Source organism: Photobacterium sp. ABD4_091 (genome assembly GCF_056160145.1).
In genome coordinates this window covers 2,069,816-2,082,855 of the sequence record NZ_JBSWWQ010000001.1, presented here as the reverse complement: position 1 = coordinate 2,082,855, position 13,040 = coordinate 2,069,816, and the positions used below count along the sequence as shown (strand labels likewise).

12 protein-coding genes are annotated in these 13,040 nt (G+C 52.4%); 3 read left to right on the top strand and 9 right to left on the bottom strand.

Annotation, left to right across the window (positions count from 1 at the left end; all coding sequences use genetic code 11):
- Positions 1–117 precede the first annotated feature (117 nt).
- From prfC to ubiT, 5 genes are all read right to left on the bottom strand, one after another.
- Positions 118–1,698, bottom strand: a complete 1,581-nt coding sequence (gene prfC, locus ACXAGQ_RS09620) for a peptide chain release factor 3 (RefSeq protein ID WP_475253563.1) — start codon at positions 1,696–1,698, stop codon at positions 118–120.
- Positions 1,699–1,884: 186 nt separating this feature from the next.
- Entirely contained in the window at positions 1,885–2,331 is a 447-nt protein-coding gene (rimI, locus tag ACXAGQ_RS09615) for a ribosomal protein S18-alanine N-acetyltransferase (RefSeq protein ID WP_475253561.1), read from the bottom strand.
- Complete coding sequence (locus ACXAGQ_RS09610) at positions 2,321–2,722, bottom strand: DNA polymerase III subunit psi (RefSeq protein WP_475253559.1); 402 nt, start codon at positions 2,720–2,722, stop codon at positions 2,321–2,323. Before ACXAGQ_RS09610 ends, rimI begins: the two co-directional genes overlap by 11 nt.
- Before the next feature lie 114 nt (positions 2,723–2,836).
- Positions 2,837–3,340 carry a GNAT family N-acetyltransferase gene (locus ACXAGQ_RS09605; protein WP_475253557.1) on the bottom strand — a complete coding sequence of 168 codons (504 nt, stop codon included), beginning with the start codon at positions 3,338–3,340 and terminating at the stop codon, positions 2,837–2,839.
- Complete coding sequence (gene ubiT, locus ACXAGQ_RS09600) at positions 3,330–3,851, bottom strand: ubiquinone anaerobic biosynthesis accessory factor UbiT (RefSeq protein ID WP_475253555.1); 522 nt, start codon at positions 3,849–3,851, stop codon at positions 3,330–3,332. The genes ACXAGQ_RS09605 and ubiT overlap by 11 nt, the downstream gene beginning before the upstream one ends.
- A gap of 210 nt (positions 3,852–4,061) precedes the next feature.
- On the opposite strand from ubiT, the gene ACXAGQ_RS09595 reads away from it, so the two are divergent.
- The 3 genes from ACXAGQ_RS09595 (at position 4,062) to ACXAGQ_RS09585 (ending at position 8,145) form a co-directional block, all read left to right on the top strand.
- Positions 4,062–6,095 carry a sensor domain-containing protein gene (locus ACXAGQ_RS09595; RefSeq protein WP_475253553.1) on the top strand — a complete coding sequence of 678 codons (2,034 nt, stop codon included), beginning with the start codon at positions 4,062–4,064 and terminating at the stop codon, positions 6,093–6,095.
- 156 nt (positions 6,096–6,251) lie between these two features.
- Positions 6,252–7,259: a ubiquinone anaerobic biosynthesis protein UbiU gene (ubiU, locus tag ACXAGQ_RS09590; RefSeq protein WP_475253551.1), complete on the top strand. Its 1,008-nt coding sequence runs from the start codon at positions 6,252–6,254 to the stop codon at positions 7,257–7,259.
- A gap of 10 nt (positions 7,260–7,269) precedes the next feature.
- A complete protein-coding gene (locus ACXAGQ_RS09585) occupies positions 7,270–8,145 on the top strand; it encodes a U32 family peptidase (RefSeq protein WP_475253549.1) in 876 nt (291 codons plus the stop codon).
- Positions 8,146–8,261: 116 nt separating this feature from the next.
- Here the strand turns inward: ACXAGQ_RS09585 and nlpI are convergent, their stop codons facing one another.
- From nlpI to truB, 4 genes are all read right to left on the bottom strand, one after another.
- Entirely contained in the window at positions 8,262–9,176 is a 915-nt protein-coding gene (gene nlpI, locus ACXAGQ_RS09580) for a lipoprotein NlpI (RefSeq protein ID WP_475253547.1), read from the bottom strand.
- A gap of 173 nt (positions 9,177–9,349) precedes the next feature.
- A complete protein-coding gene (gene pnp, locus ACXAGQ_RS09575) occupies positions 9,350–11,473 on the bottom strand; it encodes a polyribonucleotide nucleotidyltransferase (protein WP_475253545.1) in 2,124 nt (707 codons plus the stop codon).
- A 242-nt stretch (positions 11,474–11,715) separates the two neighbouring features.
- Positions 11,716–11,985 carry a 30S ribosomal protein S15 gene (gene rpsO, locus ACXAGQ_RS09570; protein WP_005369538.1) on the bottom strand — a complete coding sequence of 90 codons (270 nt, stop codon included), beginning with the start codon at positions 11,983–11,985 and terminating at the stop codon, positions 11,716–11,718.
- A 108-nt stretch (positions 11,986–12,093) separates the two neighbouring features.
- Positions 12,094–13,038: a tRNA pseudouridine(55) synthase TruB gene (gene truB, locus ACXAGQ_RS09565; RefSeq protein ID WP_475253543.1), complete on the bottom strand. Its 945-nt coding sequence runs from the start codon at positions 13,036–13,038 to the stop codon at positions 12,094–12,096.
- Positions 13,039–13,040: the final 2 nt, after the last annotated feature.

Genomic DNA, 13,040 nt, shown 5'->3' with positions numbered 1-13,040 from the left:
ACCAGAATAGTAGACCCATAAACCGTGGCTAGGGGTCGGCTTCACAAAAAGGACAAAAAAAGCCGCCACAATGTGACGGCTTCGATGTTGAGCTGGGTACCCGTGGTTTATCGCGGATTAGTGCTCGCGAGTTGCACGGAAGTCAACTTCAGGGAAACGCTCTTTGGCCAGGTTCAGGTTAACCATAGTCGGCGCGATGTAAGACAGGTTGTCACCGCCATCGAGCGCTAGGTTAGACTGGTTCTTGCGCTTGAATTCTTCCAGCTTCTTGCTGTCACCACACTCAACCCAGCGGGCTGTTGCCACGTTAACGCCTTCGTAGATAGCTTCAACGTTGTACTCCGCTTTCAGGCGGGCAACCACCACGTCAAACTGAAGCACACCGACCGCACCAACGATCAAATCGTTGTTCTGCAGCGGACGGAACACCTGTACCGCGCCTTCTTCCGACAGCTGTACCAGACCTTTAAGCAACTGCTTCTGCTTCAGTGGATCTTTCAGGCGGATGCGGCGGAACAATTCCGGGGCAAAGTTAGGAATACCGGCAAACTTCAGGTTTTCACCTTGGGTGAAGGTATCACCGATCTGGATCGTACCGTGGTTGTGCAGGCCGATGATATCGCCCGCATAGGCTTTGTCGGCGCGTGCACGGTCACCGGCCATGAAGGTTACCGCATCGGAAATACTGACGTTCTTGCCGGTACGGACATGGTTCATCTTCATGCCCTGGCTGTAAGTGCCCGATACAATACGCATGAACGCAATACGGTCACGGTGTTTTGGATCCATGTTTGCCTGGATCTTGAATACGAAGCCAGAGAATTTCTCTTCCTTCGCTTCAACGTCACGCTCGTTCGCTTTACGTGTTTGTGGTGCTGGCGCCCATTTCGTTAGGCCGTCAAGCATATGGTCGACACCGAAGTTACCCAGTGCAGTACCGAAGTATACAGGGGTCAGCTCACCAGCAAGGAAAAGATCAAGGTCAAACTCAGGGCATGCACCAATCACCAGCTCAAGCTCATCACGGACACTTGCTGCTAGGTCTTCACCGACAGCGGCATCCAGATCTGGGTTATCAAGGCCTTTGATGATACGCACTTCCTGAATTTCATGGCCATGGCCAGATTCATACAGGATCGTTTCGTCACGGTGGATGTGGTAGACACCCTTAAACTCTTTACCGCAGCCAATCGGCCATGAAATTGGCGAACAAGCCATGCCTAGCTCGCTTTCCACTTCATCAAGTACTTCCATTGGATCACGCACATCACGGTCCAATTTGTTCATGAAGGTAACGATTGGCGTATCGCGCAGGCGGGTAACTTCCATCAGCTTACGGGTACGATCCTCGACACCTTTCGCCGCATCGATCACCATCAGGCATGAGTCGACAGCAGTCAGGGTACGGTAGGTATCTTCCGAGAAGTCTTCGTGTCCTGGGGTATCTAGCAGGTTGACCAAACAATCATTGTACGGGAACTGCATCACCGATGTGGTCACCGAGATACCACGTTCTTTTTCCATCTCCATCCAGTCTGACTTGGCATGTTGGTTAGAGCCACGGCCCTTAACCGTACCGGCTTTCTGGATAGCGTTTCCGAATAGCAGAACTTTTTCGGTAATGGTTGTTTTACCCGCATCCGGGTGAGAAATGATTGCAAACGTACGACGTTTGTTCACTTCAGATAGAAAAGACATAACGTTGATAATCCTGTGAGAGATTTCTCTGATTGAACCCGCGACGACCGCACGCAACACGCAGTGGCAGGTTCCAATGTGTTTTTTAGGGTGCTAGACCCAAAGATGGCGGAATTATACGCAAACTCCAGCCAAAGAGACAGCGCTAACACGCACGTAGGGTGCAGCACCGCGATTTGGCCATCGCTACATGACAAGATACGTCATGATCAAGGCATCTTCCCTGCCATTCTCTGCTGGGTAATAGCCTTCGCGGCGATTGATTTCGTTAAAGCCAAGTGATTCATAGAGCTGGTAGGCCCGGGTATTGCTTGCCCTCACCTCCAGCCAGACTTCCTCACCTTTTTGCTGCCCGACCATGTCCATAAAGCCTTCCAGCAAGAGCTTGCCGTAGCCCTTGCCCTGGCAGGCTGGGTCGATAGCAATATTGAGCAAAGTCGCTTCGCCGGCCACCAGCTGGCCAAAGCAATAGCCAACCAGCTGGCCGTCAATTTCTAGCCCGCAATTCAGCGCCAGTTTATTCGGCTCCTTGCGGATCATCGATTCTGCCCAGGGGAAAGCATGGGCGGCTTGCTCGATACGCCAAACATCATCGAGGTGATGTGGCGCAAGGGTCACAATGTTATGCGTCATAAGAACAAATTTGATGCCAAAGCGCTTTTTTCGCGCCGGGGTTAGTATGCATTGATTTCAGTGAGGCAGATGTCAGCAATTGGCTATCAGCCGGATGGGCCGCTTCGCAGCCGGCAACCCAGCACCATTTAAGGTGGTGTTCGCGTATTTGCTCTACCGCAGCCGCCGGAATACACAACGCTTGCTCGGGCTGGAGCTTCATACTGCCGAGGATCCGGCCAAACAGCCAGCGGTCGTGCTCATCCAGCTCATCGTCGCAGACAAACAACAGCTGGCAGGTTTCCGGCAGATCGATCACGGGCTGCTCCTGCTCGGGATAAAAGCCCGGCTTACGGATCTGCCAATAGGTCAATCCGATCGCCTTCATCAACTGCAAATCACGCTGTTTCATCTACTCACCTTGATGATGTTCACTTTGGCCGGAATACTACCAGAACTTGTACTCAAACCTAAAAAAATACCACCTTGCGGTGGTATTTTAACAAAACGCGTTTCAGGCGGCCGTTTACAGCGCGTTGAACTCTTCGCTGTAGCTGATCATGCCGGCCTTATCGCCAATCGCACCGGGAACGGCTTCCAACACCATGAAAGCCTCTTCCGGTACCGGCCACGGGCACTGTATCCCTTGAGGGGCTGCTGGGGTAAAACCCGCTTTTGGGTAATACTCAGGATGGCCTAGCACCACGATGACCGGGTAGCCAAGCTCTGCCAAGGTCTGCTTGGCTTCTTCCAGCATCGCCAGGCCAATGCCCAGGCGCTGGTATTCCGGCTTGATCGCCATCGGTGCCAAACCCTGCCAATTATGATCCTCGCCGTTGAGCATCACCGGGCTGAAAAATAAGTGGCCAACTAACTCACCATCATCATTGCATGCGACCAGTGATAGGGTGCGTTTGCCATTCTCCCGCAGCCGCATGACCAACTCGGCTTCGGCCTCGGTGTCAAACACAGTTTTCAACAGGTTGTCGATCGGCATTATATCGGCCGGAGCCTCAGATCTAATGAGCATTCATGACCTCTTCTTGCCCAGGTGCAGATTGCATCCCTTTGTGGATGAAGTCTGCCGACTGGTGCAGTACAAATTTAACCGGCGCCGGTAGCGAGTCCAAATCGATGCTGTCCATCAGGTTCTTCACTTCCAGTCCCAGTTCGGTATCTCCTTCGATACGAAGGCGACGTTGGAAGAACAGTGTATCAGGATCTTCCTTGCGGGCGGCAATTAATACCAGATCGTTGCATTCCCCGCTGAAGCTGACATCTTCCTGCTCAACATGCTCAGCCACCACCAATTGCTCATTCTGGTAACTGATGTACCAGCGCAGATCCAAATCACGCACTTCCACTTTAAGCCAGCGATCTTCAAGGAATTCGAAGTCGCCATCTTCCAGCGCTTCCTTAAACACCATTGCCAAGCCATCAAGCATCACTCTCTTTTGTAAAGGAAAAGGCGCTAGCTTGGCCGGAACACGCAATAGGGCCGGGCCATTTTGAACCAGCTGTTTTCTAAGTTGAGCAATCACTGAATAATTTTTCCTGTAGTCGGTCGCATATATTTAGTGATTGTATGGCAAGACAAGGCAGTATTTTTATGCCTTGAGTCAAAAAAAACAGCTTTGTATAGGTAAAGTTTGGTATTGTGACAATGACCTAGATATAGTGGGAGCACACCCAGCGCACCTCGCTGCCACCCGCAGCAAGAGGCATTAACCACGGAAGAATGCCCCAAGAACATGCAGACAGAGCAACTGAACCATTGGTTTCCCCTTCTGACGGATCACAGCCCATTCTTATTTGCGGTGCTGGATCGGCAGCATAAATACCTTATGGTAAACAACCGTTACTGCGAGCTCAGCGGTCTCAGCCGCGACGAGCTGATCGGGCTCAACGATACTGACATCCTTGGCAAAACATTCTACCACTCCATGCGCCCCTTCTATGACCGGGCCTTAAATGGCGAGACGCTGGAGAGCGAAGTCGTCCTCGATGACAGCCACCACGATACCAGCATGCACTTCAGCCTGACGCCGCTGCGCAGCGATGATGGCAAGGTGAGCCATATTGTGCTGCATTGCGCCGACACCTCAGAGCGCCAGATCCTGGTCAATGCCATCCAAGAACACGAACAACACCTGCAATGCCTGAATAACCTGATGAATGACGGCAGCTGCATTGTCGAAGATGATACGGTGATCTCGGTCAACGACAAGGCCGCCCTGCTGCTTGGTTTCGAGCATCCCGATGATCTCAAGGGCAAAGCATTCAGCAAGCTGGTGGTCGATAACCAGCAGCAGCCCGTTACCCAAGCTCAGCTGGTTTCACACCAGCAGGGGGAAGCCTGGCTATGCCAGACCAGCCGCCATTGCCCACAGCAGCAAATATTGCAACTCTCCACCTCGCCTATCGAGATATTGGGAACGGCAGCCCAGCTGGTGATTTTAAAAGCGTACAATCCCACTACGGCCAAGCAAGAAAAATGCGACTCGTCGATCCATATCGACCCGCTCACCGGGCTACTCAACCGCCACGGCTTCAGCCGCCAGCTCGAGCAGCTGATCCGCCAGCAGCTTCCAGTAGTAATGATGTACCTCGATATCGATAACTTCAAAAATATCAATGACTCGCTAGGACACCACATCGGCGACCAGGTGCTGCAGGAGATTTCCCAGCGCTTGAAACGACTGCTGCCCGAAGATGCCATTATCGGCCACCTCAGCGGTGACGAATTTACCATATTGATACCGCACCCTGAACACGACCAGCAGGGCAGCCTTATCGCCGAGCAGATCATTGCCCTGATCAACCAGCCATTCGACCTGCATCATTTCAGCAAGCACCTGGCCTGCTCTATCGGTATGGTGCAGTACCCCGGGGACGGCAATGATGCCCGCGTCCTGCTGCAAAATGCCGATACCGCCATGTACGAGGCCAAGAACCGCGGCCGCAACCGTGCCGTTAAGTTCAGCGAAGAGATGAACAAAGAGGCACGGATGCAGCTCTGGCTGGAGATAGAGCTTCAAAAAGCGCTGCAAAACAACGGCCTAGAAGTGTGGTATCAACCTAAGGTCCATGCCAGAGACTTCTCGATCAACGGTGCCGAGGCACTGGTACGCTGGAAGCACCCGGTCGAAGGCTATATCAGCCCCGCCCAGTTTATCCCTGTGGCCGAGCGCTCCGGCCTTATCGAGCAGCTAGGCCAGGTGGTCATGCGCGAGGTCTTTACCACGGTCCGCTACTGGAAAACCCAGGGGCTACTGCCCGGCAAGGTCGCCATCAACCTGTCACCGCAGCAGTTCGGCAACCCTAATCTGATCCAGTTTGTCGACAAGCTGCGCAAGGCGACCGGGGTCAACCCCAACGACATTACGTTCGAGCTCACCGAAAGTGCAGTAATGAGCGATGGCGAGCATACCATCCAGATGCTCAACGCCATCAAGAAGCTTGGCTTCTCGCTGTCCATCGATGACTTCGGCACTGGCTATTCGTCACTGTCCTACCTCGCCCGCTTCCCGCTCGACGAGCTGAAAATCGACCGCGCCTTTATCAAGGACATCGAAGAGGTACCCAAGCAGCTGACCCTGATCGAAAACATTATCAACCTCGGCAAGTCGCTCAACATGAGCGTGGTTGCCGAAGGCGTCGAAACCCGCCAGCAGGCCACCCTGCTGTCCAACCTCGACTGCAACGCAATCCAGGGCTTCCATTTTTACAAGCCGCTGCCGAAAAACGAGCTGGAAGCCACGCTGCACAAGCATCACCACCATTAACCAAGGAGCCACCAATATTGGCTCCTCAGCAGTGCAAAAGTGGAAAATAAGTTGTCCTAAATCAACAAAACCTGCCTGACATCAAAACACAGGGCCAGTCCGCCCCCTACTATTTGCTTCTATTACTTCATTTTTACACTGGTAGATAAAAATAATATGGAGCTACTCTGCCCCGCGGGCAATTTACCCGCGCTTAAAACTGCCATTGATAACGGCGCCGACGCGGTGTATATCGGGTTCAAAGACGATACCAATGCGCGCCACTTTGCAGGTTTAAACTTTACAGGACGTAAACTCGAAAAAGCGGTGCAGTACGTGCGAGACCACGACCGCAAGCTGCATGTCGCCCTCAATACCTTCGCCCACCCAGATGGCTTCGACCGCTGGCGCAATGCGGTCGACAATGCCGCCGCCATGGGGGTCGATGCCCTGATTGTCGCTGACATCGCGGTGCTAGAATATGCGGCTACCAAGTACCCGGATCTCGAGCTTCACCTCTCGGTGCAGGCATCGGCGACCAATACCGCTGCCATTGACTTCTACCGCCAGAACTTCAATGTCAAGCGGGTGGTACTGCCTCGGGTATTGTCTATCCACCAGGTCAAGCAGCTTGCCCGCAATACCGATGTCGAGCTGGAAGTGTTCGCCTTCGGTAGCCTGTGCATTATGTCGGAAGGCCGCTGCTACCTGTCTTCTTATATGACAGGTGAGTCACCGAACACCGTCGGCGCCTGCTCGCCGGCTAAATATGTCCGCTGGCAGGAAACACCATCCGGCCTGGAATCGCGCCTTAACGAAGTGCTGATCGACCGCTATGCCCACGGCGAGAATGCCGGCTACCCTACGCTATGCAAAGGCCGCTTCGACGTTAACCTAGACGGGGAAGACCGCCGCTACCATGCCCTGGAAGAGCCAACCAGCCTCAATACGCTGGAAATCCTGCCTGAGCTGTTCAAGGCCAATATTTCTTCGGTCAAAATCGAGGGCCGCCAGCGTAGCCCAGCCTATGTCGAGCAAGTAACGCGTACCTGGCGTGCAGCCATTGACCGCTACCTGGCCTCACCGGAAAACTACAGCGTAGAGCCGGCCTGGAATGCTTGCCTTGGCAACGTATCAGAAGGCAAACAGACCACCCTCGGTGCCTACCACCGCAAATGGCAATAAGGAGCCAGCAATGAAATACTCACTTGGCCCCCTGCTGTACTTCTGGCCGAAAATGGATGTCGAGGCGTTCTACCAGCAAGCCAAAGATGCCAAAACCGATATTATCTACCTCGGTGAAACCGTCTGCTCCAAACGACGCGAGATGAAGCCAGGCCATTGGTTCGATATTGCCAAAGACCTGTCGGCCAGCGGCAAGCAGGTGGTGCTGTCGACCATGGCACTGCTTGAAGCGCCGAGCGAAGTCAATGTGATGAAAAAGTACATTGATAACGGCGACTTTGCGATTGAAGCCAACGATGTGTCGGCCATCCAGCTGGCGCACGAAAACAAGGTGCCTTTTGTGGTCGGCCCGGCCGTGAACTGCTATAACGCCCAAACCCTTAACCTGTTTTTGAAAAAGGGTATGATCCGCTGGTGTATGCCCGTTGAGCTGTCACGCCAATGGCTGCAGAACGTCGCCAGCGAATGTGATCAGATGGGGATCCGCGGCAAGTTCGAAACTGAGGTTTTCAGCTACGGCTACCTGCCGCTGGCCTACTCGGCCCGCTGCTTCACCGCCCGAGCCGAAGACCGAGCCAAGGATGACTGCGAAACCTGCTGTATCAAGTATCCAACCGGGATCACCGTCAGCAGCCAGGAAGAGCAGAAAGTGTTTACCCTCAACGGTATCCAGACCCAGTCCGGCTACTGCTACAACCTGATCAACGACCAGCCGGGGATGGCTGGCTTGGTTGACGTGGTACGCCTCAGCCCACTAGGCATCGATACCCTTTCGCTAGTCGATTCTTTCCGAGACAACCAGCACGGCGAGCACCAGCACCCGCTGGAAGGCGGCCACCACTGCAACGGCTACTGGCACAACCTCGCGGGCCTCAACATCGAGTAACCCAACTGCTATGCCTGAGATGCGATAACAGTCCTAAAAGAGAAAAGCCGCGGATAACCGCGGCTTTTGTTTATCTATTCCGAATGTTATGAAGCGAGTCCGAATATGCAGCGAGCTTACACTTCTTCTGCCGGCTCGACCGGAGGGGTGATCGGTTGGTTGATACTGACTTCAGCCATTAGGCGGTTTAGCTCGAGCAGGGCAAAGCGGTGCTCGACAAACTCGTACACATTGCCGGACAACGTCAGCTTGTAGAGCATCAGTGCCGAAGAGAATTCCTTGTTGTAATGGTAGCGCTTGCCAAGGTAGAAATAGGCCTCGGTCAGACGCTCTGCCAGTACATCGTTATCTTCACTTTCTGTCGCTATCTGGCGCAGGAACTCTGATTCACTGACATCATCAAGATACAGTCGGACAATCTGCCAGCCCCAGTCGTTGTTATCGGTGGCTACATTGTAGCGGCTGCGTAGTTTCTCTGCCGCGGCTACTGGGTCTTGTTCCAGCTCGGTCAGGTACAGCCAAATCACCCGGTATGGGTCATTAATATTCTGCTGGTAGTGGGCATTGAGATCTTCCAGTGCCAACTCGTAGCGACCGCCATAGTAAAGGGCGATACCACGGTTACGCTGGGCAAATGGGTGACGGACATTCAGCTCAAGGGTGGAGTCAAACGCTTCATAGGCCGCATCAAAATGGGCACCCTGGGTGAAGTAAACCCCAAGAATATTGAAGACATCAGGTTGGTTCGGTTTGAGAGAAAGCGACTGGTTGAAGTCCAAGCGAGCCAGGTCACGCAACCCAAGACTATCGTGCAGCAGGCCGCGCTCGTAATACACCTGAGCTAAAGTTTCGTTATCCAGATCGTCACGCTGTAGCAGTTGATCGATCCTCGCCAGCTGGATTTGTTGTTGGATAGTCGGCTGGAACGGCACAGCCATCGGCGGCTGGGTCCATTGGGATTTGGGTGTTGAACAGCCTGACAATATCAAGACCAGCGCCAGGCACGCGAATTTTATCCTATTTGCAATCAATGCAGTTCTCCCTGAGTGAGACACGTCTATCTCTAGCATATACCATCGTAGCCCATAAGAGACGCAACCGCGTTCTCCTAAGCGATTATTGCGAGGGATTTTCCGGTGAGCTCTCAATATAATAAAAAAAGGGGCTGAATAGCCCCTTTATATCATGCTTTTAGCAAAAAGCCTTATGCTTCTGGCTTCTCTTCGCCAGCTGGTGCTGGGTTCAGTTCAGCCTGTGCTTCTTTCATGCTCAGACGGATACGGCCCTGGCGGTCGATTTCCAGTACCTTAACCTTAACTTCCTGACCCATTTCTAGGTGATCAGCCACTTTCTCGATACGCTCTTGAGAGATCTGAGAAATATGAACAAGACCTTCTTTCGCACCAATAACTGATACGAACGCACCGAAGTCAACGATACGCATTACTTTACCGGTGTAGATACGGCCAACTTCAACGTCAGCAGTGATCTCTTCGATACGGCGGATAGCTTCTTTCGCAGCCGTACCTTCGGTCGCAGCGATCTTCACAGTACCGTCGTCTTCGATTTCGATAGTCGTGCCAGTTTCTTCCGTTAGTGCACGGATAACAGCACCGCCCTTACCGATCACGTCTTTGATCTTCTCAGGGTTGATCTTCAACGTGTGAATACGAGGAGCGAACTCAGAAATCTCTTCACGAGGTGCGTTGATTGCTTCATCCATTACGCTAAGGATATGCGTACGCGCACCTTTTGCTTGGTTCAGTGCAATCTGCATGATTTCTTTAGTGATACCTTCGATCTTGATATCCATCTGCAGTGCAGTGATGCCGTCTTCAGTACCCGCTACTTTGAAGTCCATGTCGCCAAGGTGGTCTTCATCACCCAGGATGTCAGAAAGAACAACAAAGTCATCGCCTTCTTTCACAAGACCCATTGCGATACCCGCAACAGATGCCTTGATTGGCACACCTGCGTCCATAAGCGCAAGAGACGTACCACATACAGAAGCCATTGAAGAAGAACCGTTAGATTCTGTGATTTCCGATACAACACGTACTGTGTATGGGAACTCATCAACAGAAGGCATTACTGCAGCAATACCACGCTTAGCCAGTTTACCGTGGCCGATTTCACGACGCTTAGGTGAACCTACAAAGCCTGTCTCACCTACACAGTATGGAGGGAAGTTGTAGTGTAGAAGGAAGTGATCTTTACGCTCACCAGTTAGCTCGTCGATGATCTGTGCATCGCGCTGCGTACCTAGAGTCGCAGTTACTAGAGCCTGAGTTTCACCACGGGTGAACAGAGAAGAACCGTGGGTACGTGGAAGTACGCCAGTACGTACGTCAAGCGCACGAACCATGTCTTTCTCACGGCCGTCGATACGTGGGTTACCAGCGATGATGCGGCTACGTACAACGTTCTTCTCTAGAGAACCTAGCATGCCGCGGATTTCGCGCTCGTCTAGTGTCTCGTCTTGAGCTAGAAGCGCTTCAACCGCTTCATTCTTGATAACGCCTACTTGCTCGTAGCGCGCCATTTTTTCAGTGATCTGGTAAGCGTCAGTCAGACGAGCTTCAGCAAGTTCAGCAACACGTGCTTTTAGCTCAGTGTTAACTGCAGGTGCTTCCCACTCCCATGCAGGAGTAGCAACTTCGGCAGCGAACTCGTTGATCGCGTTGATAACAACTTGCTGCTGGTCGTGACCGTAAACAACAGCTTGTAGCATCTGCTCTTCAGATAGGCGGTCTGCTTCTGACTCAACCATTAGTACTGCGTTGTCAGTACCAGCAACGACTAGGTCTAGCTTGCTTTCTGCTAGCTCAGTGTTGCTTGGGTTCAGTACAAGCTGGTCGTTGATGTAACCAACACGTGCTGCACCGATTGGGCCGTTGAACGGGATACCGGAGATAGCAAGCGCTGCAGAAGTACCGATCATAGTTACGATGTCTGGTTGAACGTCTGGGTTTACAGAAACCACAGTCGCGATAACCTGAACTTCGTTCTTGAATGAATCTGGGAATAGCGGACGGATAGGACGGTCAATCAGACGGGCTGTCAGTGTTTCGCCTTCAGATGGACGACCTTCACGCTTGAAGAAACCACCAGGGATTTTACCTGCAGCGTAAGTACGCTCTTGGTAGTTCACCGTTAGCGGGAAGAAATCTTGGCCTTCTACAGCCTCTTTCTTACCAACAACAGAAACGAATACAGATGTATCGTCCATGCTAACCATAACAGCAGCAGTCGCCTGACGCGCCATAACACCAGTTTCGATAGTAACCGTGTGGTTACCGTACTGGAAAGTCTTTACGATAGGATTCACGTGAATTTCCTTAATTTATTCCGCTCTCTATTTGCGCCGTTAAGTATATCTGACACAAGGAAAAGCGTCATGTGATGTAAGGCAATTTACTGCAATTTCACGTATCGCGACTAATGAAAATTCTCAACACTGGAAGAACTGTCATTAGCCGCGACCTCAAGGTCGACGAAAACGACTCGTGGAATGGAGATAAATTACCGGAAAAAAGAAAGGAGCCATAAGGCTCCTTTCTCAAAGCAATCTTAGCGACGTAGGCCTAGACGCTTGATTAGGTCTTGGTAGCGATCTAGGTTCTTACCTTTTAGGTAGTCTAGAAGCTTACGACGACGAGAAACCATGCGTAGTAGACCGCGACGGCTGTGGTGGTCGTGTTTGTGGTTAGCAAAGTGACCTTGAAGGTGGTTGATCTGTGCTGTTAGCAAAGCAACCTGAACTTCAGGAGAACCAGTGTCGTTTTCGCACTGCGCGTATTCAGCAACGATTGCTGCTTTAGTTTCTGCATTCAGAGACATAACTCATTCCTAATACAAAGATGTTTCTAATTTGTGCCAGCCAATCTCTGATTCAGCCGACACCCGAGCCGCGGATTATACGTGGAGCGCAAAATAACTACAAGAGAATTATGCTTGCTCGTTAACTACCACCCGCTTTGGCGCTAGCATGCCTTCACGGTCGATGACACCGACACCGATGAACTCGCGCTCTTCGCCGACGGTAATGCGCACCTGGGTGCCTTCGGCTGGAACACGACCGGCATTGACCGGGTTGCCATTGCGTACATAGATAGCGATCTGCGGGATGATATTCACCTCAGGCAGATCCTGTACGGCGGTATCCATAGGCAATAGCAGTGGGTCTAATAGTTCAGACGGTGCAATGTCCTGGCCCTTTGCTTGCTCCAGCAAGGCTTCAAGCTGCTCAATCGTCACCATGCACTCAACCGGGTAGTTGGATACACCGGTACGGCGCAGGTAGGTCACGTGGGCACCGCAGCCTAGCATCTCGCCCAGATCATCAACGATGGTACGGATATAGGTGCCTTTCGACACATGCAGTTCCATTTCCACTTCGTTGTTGCTAAAGCGCAGCAACTCTACCGAGAAAACGGTGATTTTGCGTGACTCGCGCGGTACTTCAATCCCCTCGCGGGCATATTCGTACAGCTTGCGGCCCTGATACTTCAGTGCCGAGTACATCGACGGGATCTGGTCGGTCGTACCACGGAACTTGGCAATACAGCGCTCGAGCTGACCACGGTCGACTTTAACGTCACGGGTCTGTACCACTTCACCGTCAGAGTCCGAGGTGTCGGTACGCTCACCCAGCTTGGCAATTACCCGGTAGCGCTTGTCCGAATCCAGCAGGAACTGGGAGAACTTGGTCGCTTCACCAAAGCAAATCGGCAGCATGCCCGTCGCTAAAGGATCCAAGGCACCGGTATGGCCGGCTTTCTGGGCAAAGAAGATACGTTTTACTTTCTGCAGCGTATCATTCGAGCTGATCCCGGTTGGCTTATCTACCAGGATCACACCATCAATAGGACGGCCCTTACGACGACGTGCCATGG

Coding starts and splice junctions, on each gene's coding strand:
- ACXAGQ_RS09595 (WP_475253553.1), top strand. CDS start 4,062: ATGCAGACAGAGCAACTGAACCATTGGTTTCCCCTTCTGACGGATCAC.
- ACXAGQ_RS09585 (WP_475253549.1), top strand. CDS start 7,270: ATGAAATACTCACTTGGCCCCCTGCTGTACTTCTGGCCGAAAATGGAT.
- rpsO (WP_005369538.1), bottom strand. CDS start 11,985: ATGTCTCTGAATGCAGAAACTAAAGCAGCAATCGTTGCTGAATACGCG.
- ACXAGQ_RS09605 (WP_475253557.1), bottom strand. CDS start 3,340: ATGCTCATTAGATCTGAGGCTCCGGCCGATATAATGCCGATCGACAAC.
- ACXAGQ_RS09610 (WP_475253559.1), bottom strand. CDS start 2,722: ATGAAACAGCGTGATTTGCAGTTGATGAAGGCGATCGGATTGACCTAT.
- truB (WP_475253543.1), bottom strand. CDS start 13,038: ATGGCACGTCGTCGTAAGGGCCGTCCTATTGATGGTGTGATCCTGGTA.
- prfC (WP_475253563.1), bottom strand. CDS start 1,698: ATGTCTTTTCTATCTGAAGTGAACAAACGTCGTACGTTTGCAATCATT.
- ubiU (WP_475253551.1), top strand. CDS start 6,252: ATGGAGCTACTCTGCCCCGCGGGCAATTTACCCGCGCTTAAAACTGCC.
- rimI (WP_475253561.1), bottom strand. CDS start 2,331: ATGACGCATAACATTGTGACCCTTGCGCCACATCACCTCGATGATGTT.